The sequence below is a fragment of the Brevundimonas sp. Bb-A genome (genome assembly GCF_009394735.1).
GTDB lineage: Bacteria > Pseudomonadota > Alphaproteobacteria > Caulobacterales > Caulobacteraceae > Brevundimonas > Brevundimonas aurantiaca.
In genome coordinates, this window is the sequence record NZ_CP045456.1 from 794,243 (window position 1) to 817,646 (window position 23,404).

The following is a 23,404-nucleotide window of genomic DNA, read 5'->3' on the forward strand; positions in this document are numbered from 1 at the left end:
CTTCAGGTGAGCCCTACCGCCCCGTCGATCCGAACCCCCCCGCGCCCCGCGCCGTGTCGTCCAGGGTCTCGACCTCGATCCAGTCCGCCCGTTCGTGTTTGGCGATCACCAGCTGGGCGATGCGTTCGCCTCGGCGAATGACGAAGTCTTCATCGCCGATATTGGCCAGGATGACGCCGCACTCGCCGCGATAGTCGCTGTCGATCGTGCCCGGCGCATTGGGGCAGATGATCCCGTGCTTCAGCGCCAGGCCCGAGCGGGCGCGGACCTGGGCCTCATAGCCCAAAGGCAGGGCGATCTTCAGCCCCGTGGGCACCAGGGCGCGCCGGCCCGGCGCCAGGGTCAGGGGCTGATCCTCGGGCACGGCGGCGCGCAGGTCCATGCCCGCCGACCCGGCCGTCTCATAGGCGGGCAGGGGCAGGCCCTCTGCGTGGGGCAGGCGCAGGATCTGAACGGAGACGGCGTCGGTCATTGGGCGCTCTTGAAGTGGTCGGCGATACGGTCGGCCAGGGCGGCGGCGACGGCGGTCTTGGATTGGCGGGGCCAGGCCTCGGCGCCCTTGGCCGTGACCAGCAGAACGGCGTTGCCGTCGGATCCGAACACCTCGTCCGAGACGTCGTTACCGACGATCCAGTCGCAGCCCTTCCTCGACAATTTGGCGCGGGCGTTGGCCTCGAGATCGGTGGTCTCGGCGGCGAAGCCGATGACCAGGGCGGGCCGGTTCGGTCCCGGCGCGGCGACCCCGGCCAGAATGTCCGGGTTCTCGATCAGGGCCAGGGTCGGCGGCCCGCCCGGCCCCTTCTTGATCTTGCCCCCGGCGACGGTGTCCACCCGCCAGTCGGCCACGGCGGCCGACAGAACGGCGATGTCGGCCGGCAGGGCGGCTTGCGTCGCCGACTGCATCTCCAGGGCGCTTTCCACCTCGATCCGAGTGACGCCGGGCGGAGCGGACAGGGCCGTGGGGCCGGACACCAGCGTCACCTCCGCCCCCCGCTGGGCCAGGGCGGCGGCGACGGCGTAGCCCTGTTTGCCGCTGGAGCGATTGGTCAGGCCGCGCACGGGGTCGATCGGCTCGAAGGTGGGGCCGGCCGTGACCACCGCCCTTCGTCCGGCCAAGGGTCTGGGGCACGTCAGCAGGTTCTGGATCGCCTCCACTATGGCCGCTGGCTCGGCCATTCGGCCGGGTCCGTACTCGCCGCAGGCCATCTCGCCCTCCTCCGGCCCGACCACGGCCGCGCCGTGGAAGCCGGGGAAGCTTTTCAGCCGCTCCATATTGGCCTGGACCGCCGGATGCTCCCACATCCGCACATTCATGGCCGGCGCCAGCAGCACCCGCTTGTCCGTGGCGATCAATGTGGTGGAGGCCAGGTCGTCGGCGATTCCATTGGCCGCCTTGGCGATAAGCCCGGCCGTCGCCGGCGCCACGACCACCAGATCGGCCCAGCGCGACAACTCGATATGGCCCATGCTGGTCTCGTCGTCCGGGTGGAACAGGCCGCACCGCACCGGATGGCCGCTGAGCGCCGCCAGGGACAGGGGGGTGACGAACTCGGCCCCCGCTTCGGTCAGGATAACCCGGGTTTCGCCGCCCGCCTTGGCGATCAGACGCACCAGCTCCAGCGCCTTATAGGCCGCTATGCCGCCGCCGACGATCAGCAGCACCTTTCGGTCGGTAAGCGCGCGCATGTCCATGGCCCCGCTCTAGCGGTCTCAGGCGACGGCGTCGAGACGATCAAAAAGAACATTGTGCGAACAATCGAGTTGTGCTTACGTCGCCCTAAGCGAGTGTCGGAGGGGAAGATGATCGCGCTGAGGATAAGAGGGGCCGTTCCGGTCTCGTTTGGCTTGATGCTGTGCGGCGTTATGGGTCTGGCGGCTTGCGACAACAGTTCTGCGGTGCAGACGCGGGATCGGACGGCGTCGGCGCCCGTCGGGGCCGGCGATCCGTCGTCTGGGTCGGTCGAGGCGCCGGCGGCGGAAACGGCCAAGCCGGTCTTGACCGCCAACCGGCGGGAAACGGTGGACGCCAAGATCGCCCGCCTCTATGCGCGCAACGGCGCCGATTTCGGCGCGACCTCGGCCGAAGCCTATCTGGACAAGGTGACCGCCTTCACCACCCGGCCGCCCGGCGACGCCGAGACCGTGAAACGGCCGAACGGCGACACCCTGATCTATCAGGCCTCGACCAACACCTTCGCCGTGGTGGCCAAGGACGGCACGCCCCGCACCATGTTCAAACCGACCACCGGGGCCGACTACTGGGCCGAGCAGAAGGCCGCGGCCCCGACCTTCGGTCAGAGGCGGAGATCGACGCAGGAGGCCGGCTGATATAGAGGGCGGGGTTCCCTGCCGATCTTCCGGACCTCGCCCATGGCTGACGCCCCCTCTGCCGCGCCCCCGCTCAAGACCGCCCTGATCTATGATTTCGACGGGACGCTGGCGCGCGGCAACATGCAGGAGGTCAGCTTCATCCCCTCGGTGGGCATGGACGTCGGCGCCTTCTGGGGCGAGGCCGAGGCCCTGACCAAGGACGCCGACGGCGACGGCATACTGATGTACATGCAGCTGATGCTGCACCATGCGCGCCAGAACGGCGCCCCGGTGACGCGCGAGACCCTGCGTCGCCACGGCGAGGCGGTGGCCCTGTTCGAAGGTCTGAAGGACCTCAGCTGGTTCGACCGGATGAACGCCTTCGGCGCCCGATACGGGCTGGAGATCGAACACTATATCGTCTCGGCCGGGCTGGAGGAGATGATCGACGGCACGCCGATCCGGCCCGCCCTGACCCACGTCTTCGCCTCCCACTATGTCTATGACGAAAAGGGCGAGGCGGCCTGGCCGGCGGTCGGCGTCAACTACACCACCAAGACCCAGTATCTGTTCCGCATCAACAAGGGGGTGAAGAACCACTGGGAGCACGAGCGGATCAACCACTTCATCCCCGACGACCAGCGGCCCGTCCCCTTCGACCGGATGATCTTCATCGGCGACGGCGACACCGACGTGCCGACCATGAAGATGATGCACACCAAGGGCGGCTTTTCGATCGCCGTCTATGACCCGCGCTCGAACGAGAAGGACCAGAAGAAGGTCTATTCCCTGATCTCGGAGGATCGGGTCAATTTCGTCGCCGCCGCCGACTATCGCGAGGGGTCTGCCCTGGACCTGATCGTCAAGGGGCTGATCGGCCGGATCGCCATCAACGCCGGGGCCATGCCGGCGGGGATGTAGGCCTAGCGGCCCCCGGCCCTCACCCAGGCGTCGCGCGCCCCGGCCAGCCGGGCGGGCGCCAGGCCGCGCAGGGATTTGGCGCCCGTCTGTTTCAGACCCGCCTCCTGCCCCTTTTGCCAGACCAGGGTCGCCTCATAGGCCAGGCCCTCGGCCACATCGATCACCACCACCTGGGCCGGCAGGGCCGCGCTGCGGTCCAGCCTCAGCCGCATTCCCGTGTCCGACAGATCGACGATGACGCAGACCGTCTCCAGCCCCGCCGCGCTGACCACGCCGCGCGCATTGACGGTGCGACGAGCCTCGCCGCGTCGATCGGCGGGCAGGGCGGGCTTGGATCCGAACAGACGCATGGGGAAACTCGGCCTTGGAAACACTGCCGTCCTGCAACGCGCACCGACGACAAAGGCGCCGGGCGGCCTGACCTCAGTACGGGGTCTTGGGGCGGGTTCTTAGGGCGGGTTCTCAGTGCTGGTTCTGCGGCAAGCGCACGACCAGGCCGTCCAGCGCCTCCGACACCCGGATCTGGCACGACAGCCGGCTGTTGGGCTCGACCTCCTCGGCGAAGTCCAGCATCGACTCCTCCATGGCCGAGGGTTTGCCCGTCGCCTCGCGCCAGGCTTCATCCACATAGACATGGCAGGTGGCGCAGGCGCAGGCCCCGCCGCAATCCGCATCGATCCCCGGCACATTGTTCCGGATCGCGCCCTCCATGACGGACAGCCCCGGTTTCACGTCGACCACGTGCTCGGTTCCGTCATGCTCGATATAGGTGATGCTGGCCATGGCCCGCTCATATCAAGCCGGGGCGTAGGCGCAAGGGCGGATGGGGGCTGGGGGCGACTGAAAGGGAGCGCAGGGGGCGGGACCTGACTCTCAAGAGCTTCGGAAGGGTATCATCGGACGCCACCGTCCACTGCACTCGGGCCGGATTCGCGGGCAATGACCAGGCGTCCGATTACCGCTAGCGTGCAGCCAGTCTACGACGCAGCTCGATCATCCGGCTATCGACGGCGACGGCAGGCTGTTGCGAAAGCCGGTTCACCGCCTCTTCAGCGCCATAGGGCCATTCTCCCGCATCCCTCGGTAAAGCCTTATAGATCAACTTGAGCAGGGCGACCGGCTGCTTCTCGATCCAGCTCTTGTTGCGGGTGACCTTGAAAAGGAACAGCGTGTTTCGTTCGACTGCGGTCATGAGCGGTACGACCAGATCGACCATACTAGCGAAGCCGCGCTCGCTCTCGATAGCAATGTCGAACAGATGCCCGGAAATCCGTGGCGTCTTAGCGACCCGCTGCCGAGGCCAAACGCGTGCGAGGAAGTACCGCAAATTTTTCCGCCACGGCGGTTCTGTACGCGCCCACCGGTCCAATGCGAACAGGATGTTGGACCGAAAGTCGTCGCCCGCAATAATGAGGAGTTCTCGCATGTCGGCGTCCGATACATAGCGGCTTCGGTCGCGTCGGCGACTTCCCCAGCCGCTCAACAAAATGCCGGCTAAGCGTTCAGCCTGGTCATGGCTCGGCTGGCTCGCGGCGAGCGCGATCATCTCGGGCCGAAGACGTTCATACAGACCTGCGGGCGGAGGTCTTCCAGCTGACAGCAGCCCATCCCAGAAGGCGTCCTGGTCGTCCTCATCGCCGTTGAGGAGGGCCAACAGCCACCGGGCGGACCAGTCCGGTGCCCAGTAGTAGAACCAGCCCAGATTTCTTAAAAGGATCACTGCAGCGGAACGGGCGACGACCCCGGGGACCGAGAGAAGGGTCTCAATGCGCGCGAGCCAGCTGGCGTCAAAAACCTTGGCGTCCTCGTTCAGACGCCCGTCCATCTCCATCAAGGCCATCGCGAGATCGCCACCCGGCGAATTGAGCGCTTCGGTCACCCACTCCTTGCGGCTGGAGCTGCTGACGCTGGACCGCCCTAGTTCAGGCGTCGTCCGCAAGACGTCCAGCACCTTGTCCCATAGACGAGAGAACCAGACCGCGCCTGGTACCGGCATATTTTTGCTCGCGGCTTGCAGCCAGTGGGTCACGGTTCGCATATGGGCGCAGACGACGTCATCCGGCAGGCGAGCCAGTCGCTCCCCGATCACCGCACGAAGCCTCGTGCTGTCCGACTTGCGCCCCTCGTCCCAGAAGAAGGCCTCCCAAGCCCAAGCCGGATGATCTCCAGCCGCCGCGCTCGTCATCAGCGCTTTGAACGCTCTGGCGGGTTGCTGCTTCACGAGGCCGCTGAAGGGGCGGCGCTCGGTAAGTCGCCGCCAGTCGCGACCACCAGCCTCAGAGGCGCGAGAGAGAATCTCTCGGATGGGCGCGTCCTCGAGGACGGTCGTATCCTCGTCCGAACCGACGAAGCCAACGGACCCCTCGTAGGACTCGGCCGCGCGGTCCGCCCACTCGGGACGCCACTCAGGCGCGACGTGACGGAGACGGGTCTTGAGTGTGAGGTAGGTTGGACCGAGATAGCAGCCCTCCTTAGCGAGCCATTCCAGAACGGTCAGAGACGCCGACGCCTTGCGCGCCCGTCGCTGGGCTTCGCCATCGTCGCTGTCGCGATCTTCAGGGCCCTTGGAAAGGCGGGAAATGATCGCCTTTCGATCGGTGGCTGACAGTTCAGGCCAACGGGCCTTCAGCGTCAGAAGTAGGTCCCTCTGACCGTGCATCGACCAAAGATTCTCGCCGGCCATGTCCCTAATCTGCTTGGCGACATCTGCGACCGGCCAGAAGCTCCACTCGCCCATGGCCCAGATCCGCAGTCGATCAAAGAGCTCGTCTTTAGGCCAGGCGCCAGTTTCATCCATCGCCAGCGTTGGGTCTGCCCGCGCCAAACCCCGCAATAGCTCGACATAGCGGAACAGCAGCTTGGAAATCCCGTAATCACGCGAATAGGTACCGCCCTCGATAGTCGGGTCCGGTCGGATCGGCGGAATGTTGAGGTAGACGAACTCGCGTGCGTAGGCCTCTAAACGAAGGCCGTCTTGGAGCTGCAGGCGCACAAGGCTGGTTGCGAGCGGCAGAAGACCGTCGGGAAGCGGCGGTCGATCCCGTTCGTCCGGATAATCGACGTCTGCTCCCAATATGCCTCGCCACGTTAGAGGCTCACCCTCGACCAAGGCGCGTGGAGGAGCGCCCCTGACGGATTGAATAGTGATCCGAGGTGCCAGAAGGTCCGCCCACCTCAGGAGGGCTGCTTCTGACCAGCCGGCGGCCTTGATCTCCTCCGAGAACTCGAGCCAACGCATGTCGAAGTCTGATTCAGAATGCTCATGGTGGGTCGCTATCAGGGACCAGGCCCGCCGCACCGCGTCAGACGCATTTTCAAGGCGGCCTAGGCGAACCTGGCGGATGATATCCGGGTGCAAACCGCCCGCCGAGGCTGCCCACCAAGGCGTCACAGGATTGTCGGCGACGCGACCGATCCATTGCGCCAATCGCCCGAGGCGCGGCGGCAGGGATGGCCGGTTGATAGCACGCGGGCCCGAGATCGAGGCTACACTCCAGTCGTCCAGAGCGGAGCGATCAATTGGATTAGAGACTAGAGCGCTCCATGCCGACGCCGGAATTGCATTGCGCCCCATTAGTCGGTCGTCCGCGTTCCGCTGGGGCGGATCATCGTCGTCGAGACCGAAGGCGTCGAACGGGTCCCAAGCGATGGCGCCGGTCACATCGCGCAGGGGAGCACCATATCGGAGCGCCGGATCGAACACGCAAAGCCAGTCGGCCGGCGGGCATGCGCCCAGAAAAGCAAGCGCTCCGGATGAAGACGAGACGAGGTGTTTGACCTGACCGCGCTCGAACGGGTCAAGGGCCGCGGGGCCCTCGACCGCACGTCTCAGGAGTTTCTTGCGCCACCCCCTCGGGGCTGCGGGCGCGGTCAGCCCAAGCATCCAGCGTGCTCCAAAGCGCCTTGTGCTGGTCCTTCGCGGAGTAGGGGATCGCCTCAACGCCCTTACTCGACCACAGCGCCCGAGCAACGTCCGGTTGACCGGATTGAAAGGCATAAAGGCGACCTTCCGAGCGACCATTCAACGCTTCGAGCAAATATTGGACCGGAGGATCATCCGCCGCATAGCCTACGAAGACCAGTTGAAAGGGCTCCATGAGGCCGCGAATGAAAGCGGTCGCCCATCCGTCGGAAAGATAAGCGCGTCCGAAGTCGGTGCTCGACAGGACGAACTCCTGGCTCGGCGGAGGCGCGGTGAAGTCGTCGCCCAGTCGCCCGTGGAGATTGATAATGCCGCTCCACTCCTGCGGCCGGTTTGGACGCGGCAGAACCGGGGGAACGTAATAGCCGGCCTCCGGGTCTTCCTCTTCGAACAGACGATCATAGTTGGTGGTGACCAATCTGACCGCGCCATCCGGCCCTCGCGCGAGATCGAGCAGAGTCCGGTGGGCCGAGCGGTCCACTGACGGCGGATAGCGCAGCGCTTGGGCGACGGCGTTACGGACGTCCTCCACCTCGAACTCGCGTTCAAGCAGCGAAAACACCCGATCCGTCGGCAGCAGTCCGCCGATCCCGTCGATGCGGTTCGAGTCCGAGGTCGCTAGTGCGAGAAGCTTCCGGGCCGAGCTTTCGCGCGACGAGCCGAGCGCGTCTGCGACGGCCGTGGCGAGACCGGCGAAATCCGGAAGATTGGCGCGAGCCCGAGAAACGCCGGCACCACAAAAGAAGAGGACCTGTCCCTCGTCACGGCTTGCGAGGAGCGAATCGGGGATGGAGGGGCCGCCTTCGAAGAACCGCATAAGGTCTATCCTGACCGTGTAAGCGACGGTTGTATATTGATCTCCGTGCCGCCGTGCAGCCACCAAACTGAATGTCTGGAGTTCGGCCTTCCAATACCCGCTGCTGGCCCACCCTGCCCCTCACCCCTCCGCCGCCACATACACCCACGCCTCCGCCCCCGCCTCCGTCGTCAGGCGCACCCGGCGATAGGCCTCGCCCTCATAGGCGTCGGCGGCGGTCAGGTCGGCGGGGGTCACAGGGTAGAGGCGGCCGGGGACGGGCGGGGCGGCGTCCGGCGTCGGGATCAGGATCGGATAACGGGTCAGGCCGGTCTCGGCCGTGACCTGGAGGTCGTCGACGGGGATGTGCGACAGGCGAAAACCGCTCAGTCGGTCCGGGGCGCCGGGGCCCAGATCGCGGCCGAAGACGGCCGTCTGGACCGCCGGGTCCTGCAGCGTGCCATAGGCGAACAGCAGGCTCCCGGCGGTCATGGAGGCGGCGGCGGCGGCGGCCAAGCCGTCTGGATCAGGCCGCCTGTTTCTTGCGGCCGGGGGCGACCATCAGCTTCTTGGTTTCGGCGATGGCCTTGGCCGGGTTCAGCCCCTTGGGGCAGACCTGGGCGCAGTTCATGATGGTGTGGCAGCGGTACAGTTTGAACGGGTCTTCCAGGTCGTCCAGACGTTTCTGGGTGGCGTCGTCGCGGCTGTCGGCGATCCAGCGATAGGACTGCAGCAGGGCCGCCGGGCCCAGATATTCCTCCTGGTTCCACCAGTAGCTGGGGCAGGAGGTGGAGCAGCAGGCGCACAGGATGCACTCGTACAGGCCGTCCAGTTTTTCGCGCTCGGCCGGGGTCTGGAGCCGTTCCTTCTCCGGGTCGGGCTCGTCCGACTGGAGATAGGGCTGGATGGAGTCGTACTGGGCGTAGAACAGGCTCAGGTCCGTCACCAGGTCCTTGACCACCGGCTGGTGCGGCAGGGGGGAGATGGTGATGTTGTGCGAGGCGCACTCGTCCCAGCCCTTGGTGCAGGCCAGGGCGTTGCGCCCGTCGATGTTCATCGAGCAGGAGCCGCAGATCCCCTCCCGGCACGAGCGCCGGAACGACAGGGTCGGGTCGATGGTGTTCTTGATGTGGATCAGGGCGTCCAGCAGCATCGGCCCGTGATCGTCGGACGAGACCTCATAGACGTCCCAGCGCGGGTCGGCGTCGACCTCGGGGTCGTAGCGGTAGACCTTGTAGGTCTTGACGTTCTTGGCGCCGGCCGGGGCCTTGTGGACCTTGCCCTTGGTGGGCTTGGAGCCGCGGGGGAGGGAGAGTTGAACCATCTGCGTTCGACCTCAGTAAACCCGAGCCTTGGGCTCGATGTACGCGATGTCGTCGGACATCGTGTAATTGTGCACGGGGCGGTAGTCGATTTGGACCTGTTCGCCCGGGCGCTTCCACGCCAGGGTGTGTTTCATCCAGTTCGCGTCGTCCCGGTCCGGATAGTCCTCGCGGGCGTGGGCGCCGCGCGATTCCGTGCGGTTCAGGGCGCTCTCGATGGTGACGACGGCCTGGGCGATCAGATTGTCGTACTCCAGCGTTTCCATCAGATCCGTGTTCCAGATCAGGCCGCGGTCCGTGGTCTTGATGTCGGAACCGGCAGCGTCGATGGCGCGCAGCTTGTCCGTGCCCTGTTGCAGGGTGTCGCCGGTGCGGAACACCGCCGCATCGGCCTGCATCGCCTTCTGCATCGCCAGCCGCAGCTCAGCCGTCGGGGTGGAGCCGTCAGCGTTGCGGAAGCGGTCCAGTCGGGCCAGGTGGGCGTCGGTCTGGGCCTTGGAGGCGCTGGGCACGGCCGATGCCTTGTCCACCACCTCGCCGCAGCGCAGGCCGACGGCGCGGCCGAACACCACCAGGTCGGTCAGGGAGTTGGAGCCCAGGCGGTTGGCGCCGTGCACCGAGACGCAGGCCGCCTCGCCAACGGCCATCAGGCCGGGCACGACGCTGTCGGGGTTTCCATCACGAAGGGTCAGCACCTCGCCGTGATAGTTCGTGGGAATGCCGCCCATATTGTAGTGGACCGTCGGCAGGACCGGGATCGGCGCCTTGGTCACGTCCACGCCGGCGAAGATCTTGGCGCTTTCGGAAATGCCCGGCAGGCGCTGGTGCAGGATCTTCGGATCCAGGTGGTCCAGGTGCAGGAAGATGTGGTCCTTGTTCGGGCCCACGCCGCGGCCTTCGCGAATCTCGATGGTCATGGAGCGGCTGACCATGTCGCGGGGGGCCAGATCCTTCACGGTGGGGGCGTAACGCTCCATGAAGCGCTCGCCTTCCGAGTTGGTCAGATAACCGCCCTCGCCGCGGGCGCCCTCGGTGATCAGGCAGCCGGCGCCGTAGATGCCGGTCGGGTGGAACTGGACGAACTCCATGTCCTGCAGCGGCAGGCCGGCGCGCAGCACCATCGCATTGCCGTCGCCGGTGCAGGTGTGGGCCGAGGTGGCGCTGAAATAGGCCCGGCCGTATCCACCGGTCGCCAGAACCACCATCTTGGCGCGGAACTGGTGAAGCTGACCGTTGTCCAGTTGCAGCGCCGTCACGCCGGTGCAGGCGCCGTCCTGCATGATCAGGTCCAGCGCGAAATATTCGATGAAGAACTTCACCTCGCGGCGCACCGACTGGCCGTACAGGGTGTGCAGGATGGCGTGGCCGGTCCGGTCGGCGGCGGCGCAGGTGCGCTGCACCGGGCCTTCGCCGAAGTTGCGGGTCATGCCGCCGAAGGCGCGCTGATAGATCTTGCCTTCCTCGGTGCGCGAGAAGGGCACGCCCCAGTGTTCCAGCTCATAGACGGCCTTGGGCGCGTTGCGGACCAGATATTCGATCGAGTCCTGGTCGCCCAGCCAGTCCGACCCCTTGACGGTGTCGTACATGTGCCACTGCCAGCTGTCCTCGCCCATATTGCCGAGCGAGGCGGAGATGCCGCCCTGGGCCGCCACGGTGTGGGAGCGGGTCGGGAAGACCTTGGTGACGCAGGCGACCTTCAGCCCCTGCTGGGCGGCGCCGAGGGCCGCACGAAGGCCGGAGCCCCCGGCGCCGACGACGACGACGTCATATTCGTGATCGATCAGTTCGTAAGCGGCCATCTGGGGATCAGGCTCCGAAACCGGCGGGCAGGGGCGCAGAACCCAGCGCCAGCCGCACGATGAAGAAGACGCTGGCGGCCGCCAGCACGAGAAGGACCAGGTTCAGCAGGCCCGTCAGGGCCTTGCGGGCGCCGATCTGGGGCACATAATCCTCGAGGATGACCTTCCAGGCCAGGCTGAGGTAGCCGAACAGCAGCACCGCCGTGACCGCCGTCAGGCCGGCGTTCAGCGGCCTGGCGAACCAGGTCATGACGGCGTCATAGGAGGCGCCCGCCAGGGTGAAGCCGGTCGAGGCGACCCAGACGCCCAGCGGCAGCAGCGCCGTCAGCAGCACCCGCTCGGTCAGCCATTCGCCGCCGCCGTGGCGCTCGGAAATCTTGACGTTGTTCTTGAACTTGGCGGCGCCGCTCACAGCGAAACCCTCCCGACAGCGAACAGAACGACCCAGAACAGGATCGCCAGGGGGACCGGCGCCCAGACCGCGATGTTGGACAGGGTTGTCGCCGACTTGATCGTCAGGCCGTTGCCGGTGTCGTTGATCGTGTGGCGGGCGCCGTTCAGGATGAAGGAGAACAGGACCACCGTCAGGCCGAAGCCGACGAACAGGCCCAGCGGCGAGCCCGCCAGGGCCAGGGCCGTCTCATAGGCCTCGGGCCCGAAGGCCAGGGCGCCCAGCCAGGCGACGACGAAGACCAGGCCGACGCTGGCCGCGATCAGGGTGGCGCGGAACAGGATCGAGGCGGCCATGGTCACGTGCCAGCGCCAGATTCCCATATGGGGCGAGAGCGGGGTCAGATGGCCGTTGGGCTGGATGACGAAACGACCGGTTCGGTCGCCCGATGCAACCCCCGGGTTCGGCTTGGGCTGAGTCATGCGAATGCTTCTCAAAAGCGAATGAATTCAATCGCCGTGTGCGGTTGCGAAGGCTTTTGTGACCCTAGAGGGACGGTGTCAACGGACCGTTGATCACTTAGCGGATTCTAGCGTCGCTCAGGCCGATGCGTGTCGAAATCGCGATATTCAAGGCATGATCGATCCACGCTCCGCCTGAGATGCAGGTTTTACGCGGCGCCCTGGGTTTTGGATCGCTGCGCGCCGCCAAGCTCGCCAAAGCCGCGCCTGCCCCTATATGGGGCCCATGACCGAGACCACGCCCCGCCCCGTCCTTCGGCTGCATCCGGCCCACCGCGACGACATCGGCGACCTGACCACGCGTCGGCCGGTGCCCGGTCCGGGCCTGGATCAGGTCGATCCCTTCCTGTTCCTGAACCATCACGGCCCCCAGACCTATCCGCCGAACAACGCCGGCCTGCCCTTCGGCCCCCACCCGCACCGGGGGTTCGAGACCGTCACCTTCATCCTGGACGGCGAACTGGCCCACAACGACTCCGGCGGCGGCGAGAGCATCATCAAGGCCGGCGGAATCCAGTGGATGACCGCCGGCTCGGGCCTGATCCACGCCGAACTGTCGCCGGCCGACTTCAAGCGCGACGGCGGGCCGATGGAGATCCTGCAGCTGTGGGTGAACCTGCCGTCCCGGCTGAAGATGACCCGGCCCGCCTATGTGGGGCTTCAGGCCGCCGACATTCCGACCTTCACCACCGAGGGCGGGGTCACGGTCGAGCCCGTCTCGGGCGAATGGATGGGCGTCAGGGCGCCGATCCAGTCCCTGATCGACATCCATCTGGCCGTCGTCCGCCTGCCCGCCGGCGCTCGGTTCGAAGTCCCGGTCGCGCCCGGCCGCACTGTCTTCTTCTATGTGATCAAGGGCCAGCTCTCCGTCGCCGGAACCCCCGTGCCCGAATGGAACCTGGCCGCCCTGGGCGACGGCGATTGGGTCGAGATCACGGCGGAGACCGACGCTGTCGTCCTGCTGGGCCACGCCGAACCGATCAAGGAGCCGGTCTTCAGCCACGGCCCCTTCGTCATGACCACCCGCGAAGAAATCATCCAGGCCATTCAGGACTACCAGTCCGGAAAGTTCGGCCCGCCGCCGTGGGTGTGAGGCGCATGAAACAGGGGCGGTTCACCGAACCGCCCCTTGCCGATCAGTAAGGCCAGTCGGGCGGCAGATACGGGCCCATGCCAGAGCACACAAAGGCAGGTGTCTCATCGTAATAGGGCGTCGGAATATAGGGCTTAAGCACATACACGTTGCCGCCGCCTTCGCCGCACGTATCCCAAGCGTAGCCAAGCACTTCCGTCTTTGCTGCGTCAGCATAGTAGACATAGGAATAGGCTACGAGGCTGGGATCCCAGGATTCCCGAACCAAGGCTTCGGCGGGGCCGAACGCCACCGTGGTCGCCCCGACGGCAGCGATGGCGATTGCGAGGTTTTGAACGCGTTTCATTTCAGTCCTCTCCAGAGGCGCGAAATTGCGCACGCTAAATATGCGTACAGATCAACTTCTAGTTCAATCTGTATATTGCCGCCGAAGCATCCCTTTCGGAGCCGCCACACAGCGCGCGGATGATGCGTTCCCCGACAAAACCCTATATGACGCCGGTTCCTTAGCGACCGCCGAGCCGAAGACACGCCCAAATGCCCAGCCTGAACGAGATCCGCGCCACCTATCTGAACTTCTTCGCGGCCGACGGTCACGAGAAGGTTCACTCGGCGCCGCTGGTGCCGCAGAACGATCCGTCCCTGCTGTTCGTCAATGCGGGCATGGTGCCGTTCAAGGACTATTTCACCGGCGCGTCCAAGCCGCCCTATCCGCGCGCCACCAGTTCGCAGAAATGCGTCCGCGCCGGGGGCAAGCACAATGACCTGGACAATGTCGGCTACACCGCCCGCCACCTGACCTTCTTCGAGATGCTGGGGAACTTCTCCTTCGGCGACTATTTCAAGGAACACGCCATCGACCGGGCGTGGAAACTGGTGACCCAGGACTTCGACCTGGATCCCAAGCGCCTCCTGGTCACCGTCTATATCGACGACGACGAGGCCGCCGCCATCTGGAAGAAGGTCACGGGCTTCTCCGACGACAAGATCATCCGCATCGCCGGCTCGGACAATTTCTGGGCCATGGGCGACTCAGGGCCTTGCGGTCCCTGCACCGAAATCTTCTGGGACCACGGCGACAAGGTCGCTGGCGGCCCTCCCGGCTCGCCGGATGAGGACGGCGACCGCTTCGTGGAGATCTGGAACAACGTCTTCATGCAGTTCGAGAAGGAGAACGACCAGATCGTTCGCAGCCTTCCCAAGCCCAGCGTCGACACCGGCATGGGTCTGGAGCGGATGACCACCGTGCTCCAGGGCGTGCATTCGGTGTTCGAGACCGACCTGTTCAAGACCCTGATCGCCGCCTCGGAAGAGGCCACATCGACCAAGGCCGACGGCGACCAGGCCGCTAGCCACCGGGTCATCGCCGACCACCTGCGCTCCTCCTCCTTCCTCATCGCCGACGGGGTGACGCCGTCGAACGAGGGCCGGGGCTATGTGCTGCGTCGGATCATGCGCCGCGCCATGCGCCACGCCCACCTGCTGGGCGCGGCCGATCCCCTGATGCACCGTTTGGTCCCGACCCTGGTCGATCAGATGGGCGACGCCTATCCGGAACTGGCCCGCGCCCAGCCCTTCATCGAGGACACGCTGAAACAGGAAGAGGTCCGCTTCCGCACCACGCTCGGCCGGGGCATGGCCCTGTTCGACACGGCGGTTCAGGGCTTCAAGCCGGGCGACATGCTGGACGGCCAGACCGCCTTCACCCTGTCCGACACCTACGGCTTCCCGCTGGACCTGACCCAGGACGAGGCCCGTCGCCGCGGTTTCTCGGTCAATGTGGACGGCTTCGAGGCCGCCATGGCCGAACAGCGCCAGCGCTCGCGCGAGAACTGGAAGGGCTCGGGCCAGTCGGCCAACGCCGGCGAATGGCTGGCCGTGCGCGACCGGATGGGGCCGACCGTCTTCACCGGCTATGACTCTCTAGATGGTTCGGGCGAGGTCCTGGCCGTCATGAACGGCGGCGCGCCCGTCGAGGCGGCCGAGGCCGGCGAGATCGTCGAGGTCTTGTTCGACACGACCCCCTTCTACGCCGAAAGCGGGGGTCAGACCGGCGACCAGGGCACGCTGGAATGGCCCGGCGGTGAAGCCGAAGTCCTGGACGTCAAGAAGCACGCCGGCGACCTGCACGTCCTGTCGGTCCAGATCACGGCCGGCCGGCTGGAGATGGGCGCCCGCGTCGCCCAACTGGTGGACGCCGACAAGCGTATGACCACCCGCGCCAACCATTCGGCCGCTCACCTGCTGCACACGGCCCTGAAGAATGTGCTGGGCCCGGCGGTCGCCCAGAAGGGCCAGCTGGTCGATTCTGAGCGCGCGCGCTTCGACTTCAGCCACGGCGCCCCCGTGACCGAGGACGAGCTGGCCGCCATCGAGGCCGAGGTCAACGCGGTCATCCGCCAGAACGTCCCGGCGGAGACCAAGCTGATGGCCCCCGCCGACGCCATCGCCGCCGGCGCCATCGCCCTGTTCGGCGAGAAATACGGCGACGAGGTCCGGGTGCTGACGCTGGGCCGGTCGCTGACCAGCGACAACGCCCCCTATTCGGTCGAACTCTGCGGCGGCACCCACGTCGCCCGCACCGGCGACATCGGCCTGTTCAAGATTGTTCAGGAGACCGGCGTCGCCGCCGGCGTCCGCCGTATCGAGGCCCTGACCGGCGAGGCGGCCCGCCTCTATCTGGAAGGTCAGGCCGGCGTGGCCCGCAAGCTGGCCCGCGACTTCAAGATCCAGACCCCCGACGTGCCCGCTCGGGTCGAGGCCCTTCAGGGTTCGGTCAAGACGCTGGAGAAACAGGTCGCCGAGCTGAAGAAGCAACTGGCCCTGGGCGGCGGCTCTGGCGCAGCCTCGGCGCCGGAAGAGATCGGCGGGATCAAGCTGATGGCCCGCGTCCTGGACGGGGTGGACGGCAAGGGGCTGCGCGGCGTGGCCGAGGACTTCCGCAAACAGGTCGGAACCGGCGTCGTCGCCCTGATCGGCGTCACCGAGGGCAAGGCCGCCGTCACCGTCGCCGTCACCTCTGATTTGACCGACCGCGTCAACGCCGCCGACCTGGCCCGCGCCGCCGTGATCGCCATGGGCGGACAAGGCGCCGGCGGCAAGCTCGACTTCGCCCAAGGCGGCGCTCCCGACGGCTCCAAGGCCGAAGAGGGCCTGGCCGCCGTCCGCGAGGCGCTGAAGGGCTGAGCCGACAGACCCTCTCCCGCTTGCGGGAGAGGTGTCGCGTCGATCGCGCAGCGATCCAGCGACGGAGAGGGAAGTTCTCAGGAAATGAGACCTCCCCCATCGTCAGCCGTCTTGCTCCGCCCCAGCGATCGCGGCGCCTAGCCCATCGGGTCCGGCGTCAGATCCACCCCCGCCAGTTTCCAGCTCAACGGCCCCCGCCGCTCCATGATCAGCACCAGGGGGTCGTCGGGTCGGTCGTCGCGGGTCAGGGTGACGGCGAACCGGTTGACGCCGCGGTAGGCCCAGGATTGGTGAATCCGCTCCTTCGGCGTCGCCGGCGTGTCGGCCGACGGGACCGGCTTCTCGGGTCGGGGCTTGTCGCCCGACCGGACCATGGCGGCTACGCCCTCCGGCGTGACCAGGCCGTCCACGGCGCCCTCGACCAGGGACGGCGCCAGCATCATGCCCAGGGCGGCCAGAGCCCGGTTCTCGCCGGTCCGATCGCGGATCTCCATCGCCGCCCGGGCGTTCAGCTCGGCCTTCAGGCTGGCGCGGAAGGCGGGGAAGTCCACCGTCTGCTCCAGGCCGGCCACATCCCCCGTCCGCGCCGCTCGGATCAGCCTCTGGGCGGCCACGAAGGGCGAGATGAAACAGGCGACCAGGGCCAGTCCCAGAATGGCCGCGACCAGACCAATGGCGATCTTCTTCATGGGTGCTCCTTCAGTCGAAACGTCGAGACGGGCGGGATGTTGCGTCTAGGGTTTCGACGAGGGCTTGGCCGGTGCGGGCGCGGCGGGCGCCGCCCCATCGGGCAGGCCGATCTGGACCAACACCCATTCGAACGGCCCCCGCCGTTCAAAGGTGAAGACGGTGCGCGATCCGCCCTGGTCCTGAACCGCCATCCGCGCCCGGTTAACGCTCCAGAACACCGGCTGAGGCCAGGGCTTGGGTGTGTCCGCCGCCGCCGGGTGCGCAACCGCTCCGGACCAGTGGCTGGCGTAGCGCCCCTCGCCCCGCGTCAGGGCCGAGATGGCCGCCGGGGTCAGATAGGCGTCCACGTCCGGGGCGTTCAGCACCGGGTTCCGCTCCATCTGGCGCCTTACCGCCCCGATCGGGTCTTCCAGGAAGGAGGGCGCCGGCGCCTGAACCCCGCCGCTAAGCTGCGGCCGCAACGACTGGCGAACGGCCTGGAAGTCGATCAGCCGGGTCAGGCCCTGGACGTCGCCGGCCTCCGCCGCCGACCGGATGGCGAAAAAGCCCACGGCCGGCGCCGCAAAAAAGGCCGCGACCGCCGTCACGAGCGCCAGTACCACCAGATTGCCGAACAACTGTTTCACGTCGCTTCCCCCACAGTGGGCCCGATCATGCACGGCCCATCGGAGGACGCAACGAAAAGCCCCGCCGGACGGATCCGGCGGGGCTGTCTCTCTCTCTCTCTCTCTTGGTGTCCTACCGCGCTTCGCGCTGCTTGAGGACGGCTGTCGTCCTACCGCGCTGTGAGCGGCTTGAGGACGGGCTCAGCCGACGTCCGGCAGGGCGGCCTTCAGGTTTTCGGCGACCTTGTCGAGGAAGCCCTCGGTGGTCAGCCAGCCCTGTTGATCGCCGACCAGCAGGGCCAGGTCCTTGGTCATGTCGCCCGACTCCACGGTCTCGACGACCACCTTCTCCAGGGTGTCGGCGAAGACGCCCAGGGCCTCGTTGCCGTCCAGCTTGGCGCGGTGTTTGAAGCCGCGGGTCCAGGCGAAGATCGAGGCGATCGAGTTGGTCGAGGTGGCCTCGCCCTTCTGGTGCTGGCGATAGTGACGGGTCACGGTGCCGTGGGCGGCTTCCGTCTCCAGCACCTTGCCGTCCGGCGTCATCAGGACCGAGGTCATCAGGCCCAGCGAGCCGAAGCCCTGGGCCACGACGTCCGATTGGACGTCGCCGTCGTAGTTCTTGCACGCCCAGACGAAGCCGCCCGACCACTTGATCGCGGCCGCGACCATGTCGTCGATCAGGCGGTGCTCATAGGTCAGGCCGCGCTTCTTGAACTCCTCGGCGTATTCGGCGTCGAACACCTCCTGGAAGATGTCCTTGAAGCGGCCGTCATAGGCTTTCAGGATCGTGTTCTTGGTCGACAGATAGACCGGATAGTTGCGCGCCAGGCCGTAGGCGAAGGAGGCGTGGGCGAAGTCGCGGATCGAGGCGTCCAGGTTGTACATGCCCATGGCGACGCCGGCGCCCGGCGACTTGAACACCTCATGCTCGATCACCTGGCCGTCGTCGCCGACGAACTTGATCGACAGGGTGCCGGCGCCCGGCATCAGGAAGTCGGTGGCCTTGTACTGGTCGCCGAAGGCGTGACGGCCGACGACGATGGGCTGGGTCCAGCCCGGCACCAGGCGCGGCACGTTCGAGCAGATGATCGGCTCGCGGAAGACCACGCCGCCCAGGATGTTGCGGATGGTGCCGTTCGGCGACTTCCACATCTTCTTCAGGCCGAACTCCTTCACCCGGGCCTCGTCCGGGGTGATGGTGGCGCACTTCACGCCGACGCCGTGCTTCTGGATCGCGTGGGCGGCGTCGATCGTCACCTGATCGTCGGTGGCGTCGCGGTTCTCCATGCCCAGGTCGTAATAGTCCAGCTCGAGATCCAGGAACGGGAAGACCAGCTTGTCCTTGATCATCTGCCAGATGATGCGGGTCATTTCGTCGCCGTCGATGTCGACGATGGGGTTTTCGACCTTGATCTTGGCCATGCGTGCGGTCCGCCTGTGACTGTGGGGAAGGGAATGTCGTGGCGGCGGTATAGCGAGGCCAAGCGCCCGCGCAAACCCCGCCGCCCATCGTGGCCGCGCGGAATAACGCAGATCCCGCCTGAACCCTTTGGCGCGCCCGGACTTCTCTTTGGCTCAGCAACAGACACGGACGTCAGGATGACGGAGGAAGAGCGCCGACTGGTGGATCAGTGGATCGTCACCTTCTGCGAGGCGCCGCCGGTGGTCGATGCGGAACTGATGCGCAGGCTGATCGCTGAGCAGGAAACGACGCAGCAGGAAGCGAAACCATGTCGGACAAGACATTCAAGGCCGGCGACAAGGTGAAATGGGACCACAGCCAGGGCGTGACGACCGGCAAGGTGGTCAAGAAGGTGACCTCCGAAACAAGGGTCAAGGGCCACAAGGTTGCGGCCTCCGAGGACAATCCGGAGTATATCGTCGAAAGCGCCAAGACCGGCGCACGCGCGGCGCACAGGCCGTCGGAGTTGAAGAAGGCATGAAGCTGAACGCACTGTCGCGCGGCGTCCCCCTGTCCTCTCTTGTTCTGGCTGCGTTCGCCGTCGCCGGATGCGGCGATAAGGATGCGGCCGAGACCCCTGCTGCGCCTAAGGCCGCCAGTACGGCGGCGCCCGCCGTCGCCGCGCCGGTGCTGCAAATTCGCTCCGAGACCAAGACCTTCCGCGACTGGCGCGCCACCTGCGGCAATGACGGGACCTGCTGGGCCTTCGGCTTCGCGCCCGACTTCGCCGCCGGCTGGGTCCGTATCGCCCTGGCGCCCGGACCGGACGCCCAGCCGCAAATCCTCTTCGGCTACTGGCCCGACGGCGACGCCAAGGGCGCCAACCCCCTCGGCTTGACCATCGACGGCCGCGCTTATCCGGCCGCGCTCAGCGAGGCGAGCAACGCCGACGCGCCCATCGGCGAAATCCGCACTGGGGTCCGCGGCGCCCTTGACGCCCTTGCCCAGGGAAAGGTCATGACCATTCGCGGCGCCTCCACCCAGGAAGTCTCGCTGCACGGCGCCGCCGCCGCCCTGTTGTGGATCGACGAGAAACAGGGCCGTCTGGACACGCCCACCGCCCTGATCCGACGCGGCTCGCGTCCGGCCGCCCTCGTTCCGATCGCGCCGCCGCTGCCGACCGTCACCCCCGCTCCGGTCGTGGACCAGTCGGGGTTCGGTGATCAGAACCAGCGCGTGCCCGCCGCGCTGCGCGCCCGCACCGAGGTCGGAAACTGCCTGAAAGCGTCCGCCATGCCCGCCGTCAGCGACAGGGTCATCTCCGCCCGACTGGACGCGCGGACCGAGCTGTGGGCCGTGCCCTGCGGCGCAGGCGCCTATAACGTCACTCACAACTGGTATCTGACGGGGCCGGGCGGTCGCGATCCGCGTCCTGCGATCCTCGCCGGAACGGAAGGCCCTGGCTCCGATCCGGTGACGCCCGACAATGCGACCGTCAACGGCGCCTATGATCCCAAGACCCGCACGCTGTCGGCCTTCGCCAAGGGGCGCGGCATCGGCGACTGCGGCACGGCCCAGACCTGGGCCTGGACGGGGCAGGGCTTCACACTGACGCAGGAAAGCGTCATGGGCGAATGCGCCGGCGTGCCGTCCGATCTGTGGCCCGTCGCCTGGCGCACCCGATGACGGACCCCGAGGTTCTGATCATCGGGGCCGGGCCCGCCGGCCTGACGGCCGCGACCTATCTGGGCCGGTTCAGACGGCGCACCCTGGTGATCGACGCGGGCGAACCCCGCGCCTGCTGGATTCCCTTGAGCCACAATATGCCGGGGTTTCCCTCCGGCGTCTCCGGCGCCGACATCCTGAAGCGGATGCGCGAGCAGGCCGAGGAGTTCGGCGCGGTCATCCAGGCTGGACGGGTTGAGACTCTGACCGGCGCGGGCGACGGTTTCGTCGCCCGGATCGGCGGCCGGTCGATGCCCGCGCGGGCGGTTCTCCTGGCGACAGGGGTCGTGGATCACCACCCCGACCTGCCCGGCGTGGAACGGGCGGTTCAGCGCTCTCTGGTTCGCATCTGCCCGATCTGCGACGGCTATGAGGCGACGGACAAGGCCGTGGCGGTGATCGGGCAGGACGACAAGGGCGCGCGCGAGGCCGCCTTCCTGCGCACCTATTCGGACCGGGTGACCCTGATCCATATCGGCCCGCCCGACGCCCTGACCCAGGGCGACGAACTGCGCCGGCTGGGCGTCGAGCTGATTGCGGCGCCGCTCGAAAGCGTCGTGCTGGAACAGGATCGGGTCACGGCCCTGGGCTGGGGCGGCCGGACCCGCGCCTTCGACCTGGTCTATTCCGCCCTGGGCGTGTCGCCGAACGCCGAACTGGCGCAGGGCCTCGGCGCCCGGCTGGCCGCCGACGGCCGGCTCGAAGTCGACCTGCATCAGGCCACCAGCCTGCCCGGCCTCTACGCCGCGGGCGACGTGGTGCGCGGTCTCAACCAGATCGCCGTCGCCACCGCCGAGGCGGCTGTGGCCGCCACCGACATCCACAATCGCCTGCGCCGGATCGACGGGCTGACAGTCGCCGACTAGGGTCCCCTACTAAGCCTGGGTCGCGATCCAGCCGTCCACGATCCGCTCCAGCACCGACAGGGGCACGCCCCCGGCGGCCAGGGCCGTGTCGTGGAAACCTTTCAGGTCGAACTTGGCCCCCAGGCTGGTCTTGGCCTTCTCGCGCAGCCGGACCCACTCGTTGTGGCCGACCTTGTAGGCGCAGGCCTGGCCCGGCCAGCCGCAATAGCGTTCGACCTCGGACACAGCGGCCCCTTCCTGATCGCCATAGGCCTCCATCATGTACTGGATGCCCTGTTCGCGGCTCCAGCCCTTGGAGTGGATGCCGGTGTCCACCACCAGGCGCGCCGCGCGGAACATCAGCGACTGGACATAGCCGATCTGGCCGATCGGATCGTTTTCATAGGCCCCCAGCTCGTCGGCCAGCTGTTCGGCGTACAGGCCCCAGCCTTCGACATAGCTGGAGAAGCCCAGCATGTTCATATATTTGGGCGCCGTCGCGCTTTCCTGTTGCAGGCTGATCTGCAGATGGTGGCCCGGTGTCGCCTCATGATAGGTCAGGGTCGGCAGGGTCCACGACGGCCATTCCGCCGTGTCCTTCAGATTGATCCAGTAGATGCCGGGCCGCGATCCATCCAGGCTGGGCGCGTTGTAATAGCCCATGGAGGCGCCGGCCTCGATCTCGGGCGGCACGCGCTTGATCTGGACCGAGGCCTTGGGCAGGCGGCCGAAGGCGACGGGCAGACGCGCCTGCATGTCGGCCATCTGCTGGTTCAGCTTTTCGATCAGCTCGGCCTTGCCCGCGTCGGTGTTGGGATAGACGTATTTCGGGTCCTGACCGAGCGCACGAATCCGTTCCGCCACGGCGCCTTGGGTCAGGCCCTGGGCCTTCAGCAGGGCGTCGGCGCGGGCGGTCAGCTCGGCCATCTGGGCGCGGCCCGCGCGGTGGATCTCGTCGGCCGTCAGCCGGGTGGTGGTGATGTAGCGCAGGCTGTTGGCGTAATACTGCTGGCCTTGCGGCAGGCGTCGGACCGAGGCCTCGTGCCCGGCGCGCGGCAGGGCGGCCTTCAGCAGGGCGTTCTGGGCCGACAGGGCGGGATAGACCTTTTGGGTCAGCAGGGCCTCGACCTGGGCGCCCCAGTCCCCCGACAGGCCCTTGGCCCGCGTGCGGTCCACGACCGAGGCGACCATGGGCGAGGCGGCGGCGGCGGTGGCCAGAATCCCGTCCTGCTGGGCGATGGCCTTGGCCAGGATGAAGTCCGGCGGGATCACGCCCAGGGCGTAGTCCTCGCGCAGACGTTCGGTCTCGGCGGTCAGGACGTCAGCGAAGGCGGCGACGCGGGCCACATAGGCGTCGGCGTCCTCGGCCGTCTGGATCGTATGCTGGTTGGCCAGGAAGTCCGGCGTCGACTGATAGGCCCCGCCCTGCTGGCTGACGCGGTAGGGGTTGGGCCATCCGCCCTGGCCGTAGGGGATGGCGAAGGTGGCGATCACCCCGTCCAGATTGTCGGCGATGGTGTCGTAAGAGATGCCGTCCTGGGCGTCCATGGACGACCGATCCAGAGCGCCGAGCGCGGTCCGCTGGGCTCTGGTGAAGGCGCGGAACTTCTCCTCGTTCTCGGCAGTCGGAACGGTCAACTGCGACTTGGCGGCCGCGCGCGCGCCGGCGTCCAGGCCGAAGGCGGTCACGGTTTCGGGACTGAGGTCCAGGGTCTTTTCGAACGCCTGGTCCATGAAGGCGGCCAGGGCGGCCTTGGACTGGGCGGCGTCGCCGGCCGGGGCGTTCAGCGCAAACGCCTGGCCGTGGGCGGCGGCGAGACCCGCGCCCGCAGCGGCGGACAGAAGAAGGCGGCGACGGTCGATCATGGAAGGCCCC

Annotated in this window: 23 protein-coding genes; 7 read left to right on the forward strand and 16 right to left on the reverse strand. The window is 67.1% G+C overall.

Annotated elements, in window-relative coordinates; translation table 11 throughout:
• Window positions 1-13: 13 nt before the first annotated feature.
• Entirely contained in the window at window positions 14-472 is a 459-nt protein-coding gene (gene dut / locus BSP_RS03930; protein WP_152949366.1) for a dUTP diphosphatase, read from the reverse strand.
• On the reverse strand, window positions 469-1,692 hold the full coding sequence (gene coaBC, locus BSP_RS03935) for a bifunctional phosphopantothenoylcysteine decarboxylase/phosphopantothenate--cysteine ligase CoaBC (RefSeq protein WP_152949367.1): 1,224 nt from the start codon (window positions 1,690-1,692) through the stop codon (window positions 469-471). Before coaBC ends, dut begins: the two co-directional genes overlap by 4 nt.
• Before the next feature lie 108 nt (window positions 1,693-1,800).
• Here coaBC and BSP_RS03940 point away from each other — a divergent pair, with 108 nt between their 5' ends.
• Both BSP_RS03940 and BSP_RS03945 read left to right on the forward strand, forming a co-directional pair.
• Entirely contained in the window at window positions 1,801-2,328 is a 528-nt protein-coding gene (locus BSP_RS03940) for an S-type pyocin family protein (RefSeq protein ID WP_227976031.1), read from the forward strand.
• Window positions 2,329-2,370: 42 nt separating this feature from the next.
• Window positions 2,371-3,231 (forward strand): haloacid dehalogenase-like hydrolase, encoded by an 861-nt coding sequence (locus BSP_RS03945; RefSeq protein WP_054764558.1) that lies wholly within the window; start codon window positions 2,371-2,373, stop codon window positions 3,229-3,231.
• Between the two features lie 2 nt (window positions 3,232-3,233).
• On the opposite strand, the gene BSP_RS03950 is transcribed toward BSP_RS03945, so the two are convergent.
• The 9 genes from BSP_RS03950 to sdhC all read right to left on the reverse strand — a co-directional run bounded on the left by BSP_RS03950 (window position 3,234) and on the right by sdhC (window position 11,943).
• On the reverse strand, window positions 3,234-3,581 hold the full coding sequence (locus BSP_RS03950) for a PilZ domain-containing protein (protein WP_152949368.1): 348 nt from the start codon (window positions 3,579-3,581) through the stop codon (window positions 3,234-3,236).
• Window positions 3,582-3,693: 112 nt separating this feature from the next.
• Window positions 3,694-4,014 carry a 2Fe-2S iron-sulfur cluster-binding protein gene (locus tag BSP_RS03955; RefSeq protein ID WP_054764560.1) on the reverse strand — a complete coding sequence of 107 codons (321 nt, stop codon included), beginning with the start codon at window positions 4,012-4,014 and terminating at the stop codon, window positions 3,694-3,696.
• A 178-nt stretch (window positions 4,015-4,192) separates the two neighbouring features.
• Window positions 4,193-7,114, reverse strand: coding sequence for a hypothetical protein (locus BSP_RS03960; protein WP_152949369.1), 2,922 nt, complete (start codon window positions 7,112-7,114; stop codon window positions 4,193-4,195).
• On the reverse strand, window positions 7,029-7,970 hold the full coding sequence (locus tag BSP_RS03965) for an SIR2 family protein (RefSeq protein WP_152949370.1): 942 nt from the start codon (window positions 7,968-7,970) through the stop codon (window positions 7,029-7,031). The genes BSP_RS03960 and BSP_RS03965 overlap by 86 nt, the downstream gene beginning before the upstream one ends.
• 120 nt (window positions 7,971-8,090) lie before the next feature.
• Window positions 8,091-8,465: a gamma-glutamylcyclotransferase family protein gene (locus tag BSP_RS03970; RefSeq protein WP_227976032.1), complete on the reverse strand. Its 375-nt coding sequence runs from the start codon at window positions 8,463-8,465 to the stop codon at window positions 8,091-8,093.
• Between the two features lie 10 nt (window positions 8,466-8,475).
• The gene (locus BSP_RS03975) at window positions 8,476-9,273 is read right to left on the reverse strand and encodes a succinate dehydrogenase iron-sulfur subunit (protein WP_054764563.1); all 798 of its coding nucleotides are present in this window, start codon (window positions 9,271-9,273) and stop codon (window positions 8,476-8,478) included.
• A gap of 12 nt (window positions 9,274-9,285) precedes the next feature.
• Entirely contained in the window at window positions 9,286-11,070 is a 1,785-nt protein-coding gene (sdhA, locus tag BSP_RS03980; RefSeq protein WP_054764564.1) for a succinate dehydrogenase flavoprotein subunit, read from the reverse strand.
• 7 nt (window positions 11,071-11,077) lie between these two features.
• Window positions 11,078-11,482, reverse strand: coding sequence for a succinate dehydrogenase, hydrophobic membrane anchor protein (sdhD, locus tag BSP_RS03985; RefSeq protein WP_152949371.1), 405 nt, complete (start codon window positions 11,480-11,482; stop codon window positions 11,078-11,080).
• A complete protein-coding gene (sdhC, locus tag BSP_RS03990) occupies window positions 11,479-11,943 on the reverse strand; it encodes a succinate dehydrogenase, cytochrome b556 subunit (RefSeq protein ID WP_152949372.1) in 465 nt (154 codons plus the stop codon). The genes sdhD and sdhC overlap by 4 nt, the downstream gene beginning before the upstream one ends.
• A gap of 265 nt (window positions 11,944-12,208) precedes the next feature.
• Here sdhC and BSP_RS03995 point away from each other — a divergent pair, with 265 nt between their 5' ends.
• Entirely contained in the window at window positions 12,209-13,075 is an 867-nt protein-coding gene (locus BSP_RS03995) for a pirin family protein (RefSeq protein ID WP_152949373.1), read from the forward strand.
• Between the two features lie 43 nt (window positions 13,076-13,118).
• On the opposite strand, the gene BSP_RS04000 is transcribed toward BSP_RS03995, so the two are convergent.
• The gene (locus BSP_RS04000; RefSeq protein WP_152949374.1) at window positions 13,119-13,421 is read right to left on the reverse strand and encodes a hypothetical protein; all 303 of its coding nucleotides are present in this window, start codon (window positions 13,419-13,421) and stop codon (window positions 13,119-13,121) included.
• 191 nt (window positions 13,422-13,612) lie between these two features.
• On the opposite strand from BSP_RS04000, the gene alaS reads away from it, so the two are divergent.
• Window positions 13,613-16,261 (forward strand): alanine--tRNA ligase, encoded by a 2,649-nt coding sequence (alaS, locus tag BSP_RS04005; RefSeq protein ID WP_152949375.1) that lies wholly within the window; start codon window positions 13,613-13,615, stop codon window positions 16,259-16,261.
• Window positions 16,262-16,398: 137 nt separating this feature from the next.
• Here the strand turns inward: alaS and BSP_RS04010 are convergent, their stop codons facing one another.
• From BSP_RS04010 to BSP_RS04020, 3 genes are all read right to left on the reverse strand, one after another.
• On the reverse strand, window positions 16,399-16,950 hold the full coding sequence (locus BSP_RS04010; RefSeq protein WP_152949376.1) for a DUF2939 domain-containing protein: 552 nt from the start codon (window positions 16,948-16,950) through the stop codon (window positions 16,399-16,401).
• A 45-nt stretch (window positions 16,951-16,995) separates the two neighbouring features.
• Window positions 16,996-17,577 (reverse strand): DUF2939 domain-containing protein, encoded by a 582-nt coding sequence (locus BSP_RS04015; protein WP_152949377.1) that lies wholly within the window; start codon window positions 17,575-17,577, stop codon window positions 16,996-16,998.
• 180 nt (window positions 17,578-17,757) lie between these two features.
• Window positions 17,758-18,978, reverse strand: coding sequence for an NADP-dependent isocitrate dehydrogenase (locus BSP_RS04020; RefSeq protein ID WP_152949378.1), 1,221 nt, complete (start codon window positions 18,976-18,978; stop codon window positions 17,758-17,760).
• A gap of 308 nt (window positions 18,979-19,286) precedes the next feature.
• Here BSP_RS04020 and BSP_RS04025 point away from each other — a divergent pair, with 308 nt between their 5' ends.
• From BSP_RS04025 to BSP_RS04035, 3 genes are read left to right on the forward strand one after another with little or no spacing between them, the layout of a single operon-like run.
• The gene (locus BSP_RS04025; protein WP_152949379.1) at window positions 19,287-19,499 is read left to right on the forward strand and encodes a DUF2945 domain-containing protein; all 213 of its coding nucleotides are present in this window, start codon (window positions 19,287-19,289) and stop codon (window positions 19,497-19,499) included.
• Window positions 19,496-20,644 carry a DUF1176 domain-containing protein gene (locus BSP_RS04030; protein ID WP_152949380.1) on the forward strand — a complete coding sequence of 383 codons (1,149 nt, stop codon included), beginning with the start codon at window positions 19,496-19,498 and terminating at the stop codon, window positions 20,642-20,644. The genes BSP_RS04025 and BSP_RS04030 overlap by 4 nt, the downstream gene beginning before the upstream one ends.
• Window positions 20,641-21,549, forward strand: coding sequence for an NAD(P)/FAD-dependent oxidoreductase (locus BSP_RS04035; protein ID WP_227976033.1), 909 nt, complete (start codon window positions 20,641-20,643; stop codon window positions 21,547-21,549). The genes BSP_RS04030 and BSP_RS04035 overlap by 4 nt, the downstream gene beginning before the upstream one ends.
• A 9-nt stretch (window positions 21,550-21,558) precedes the next feature.
• On the opposite strand, the gene BSP_RS04040 is transcribed toward BSP_RS04035, so the two are convergent.
• Window positions 21,559-23,394 (reverse strand): DUF885 family protein, encoded by a 1,836-nt coding sequence (locus tag BSP_RS04040; protein WP_152949382.1) that lies wholly within the window; start codon window positions 23,392-23,394, stop codon window positions 21,559-21,561.
• Window positions 23,395-23,404 lie beyond the last annotated feature (10 nt).

Bases quoted from the DNA above. Each gene is read 5' to 3' on its own strand.
- dut (WP_152949366.1), bottom strand. From the start codon at position 472: ATGACCGACGCCGTCTCCGTTCAGATCCTGCGCCTGCCCCACGCAGAG.
- coaBC (WP_152949367.1), bottom strand. From the start codon at position 1,692: ATGGACATGCGCGCGCTTACCGACCGAAAGGTGCTGCTGATCGTCGGC.
- BSP_RS03940 (WP_227976031.1), top strand. From the start codon at position 1,801: ATGATCGCGCTGAGGATAAGAGGGGCCGTTCCGGTCTCGTTTGGCTTG.
- BSP_RS03945 (WP_054764558.1), top strand. From the start codon at position 2,371: ATGGCTGACGCCCCCTCTGCCGCGCCCCCGCTCAAGACCGCCCTGATC.
- BSP_RS03950 (WP_152949368.1), bottom strand. From the start codon at position 3,581: ATGCGTCTGTTCGGATCCAAGCCCGCCCTGCCCGCCGATCGACGCGGC.
- BSP_RS03955 (WP_054764560.1), bottom strand. From the start codon at position 4,014: ATGGCCAGCATCACCTATATCGAGCATGACGGAACCGAGCACGTGGTC.
- BSP_RS03960 (WP_152949369.1), bottom strand. From the start codon at position 7,114: ATGCTTGGGCTGACCGCGCCCGCAGCCCCGAGGGGGTGGCGCAAGAAA.
- BSP_RS03965 (WP_152949370.1), bottom strand. From the start codon at position 7,970: ATGCGGTTCTTCGAAGGCGGCCCCTCCATCCCCGATTCGCTCCTCGCA.
- BSP_RS03975 (WP_054764563.1), bottom strand. From the start codon at position 9,273: ATGGTTCAACTCTCCCTCCCCCGCGGCTCCAAGCCCACCAAGGGCAAG.
- sdhA (WP_054764564.1), bottom strand. From the start codon at position 11,070: ATGGCCGCTTACGAACTGATCGATCACGAATATGACGTCGTCGTCGTC.
- sdhC (WP_152949372.1), bottom strand. From the start codon at position 11,943: ATGACTCAGCCCAAGCCGAACCCGGGGGTTGCATCGGGCGACCGAACC.
- BSP_RS03995 (WP_152949373.1), top strand. From the start codon at position 12,209: ATGACCGAGACCACGCCCCGCCCCGTCCTTCGGCTGCATCCGGCCCAC.
- BSP_RS04000 (WP_152949374.1), bottom strand. From the start codon at position 13,421: ATGAAACGCGTTCAAAACCTCGCAATCGCCATCGCTGCCGTCGGGGCG.
- alaS (WP_152949375.1), top strand. From the start codon at position 13,613: ATGCCCAGCCTGAACGAGATCCGCGCCACCTATCTGAACTTCTTCGCG.
- BSP_RS04010 (WP_152949376.1), bottom strand. From the start codon at position 16,950: ATGAAGAAGATCGCCATTGGTCTGGTCGCGGCCATTCTGGGACTGGCC.
- BSP_RS04020 (WP_152949378.1), bottom strand. From the start codon at position 18,978: ATGGCCAAGATCAAGGTCGAAAACCCCATCGTCGACATCGACGGCGAC.
- BSP_RS04025 (WP_152949379.1), top strand. From the start codon at position 19,287: ATGTCGGACAAGACATTCAAGGCCGGCGACAAGGTGAAATGGGACCAC.
- BSP_RS04030 (WP_152949380.1), top strand. From the start codon at position 19,496: ATGAAGCTGAACGCACTGTCGCGCGGCGTCCCCCTGTCCTCTCTTGTT.
- BSP_RS04035 (WP_227976033.1), top strand. From the start codon at position 20,641: ATGACGGACCCCGAGGTTCTGATCATCGGGGCCGGGCCCGCCGGCCTG.
- BSP_RS04040 (WP_152949382.1), bottom strand. From the start codon at position 23,394: ATGATCGACCGTCGCCGCCTTCTTCTGTCCGCCGCTGCGGGCGCGGGT.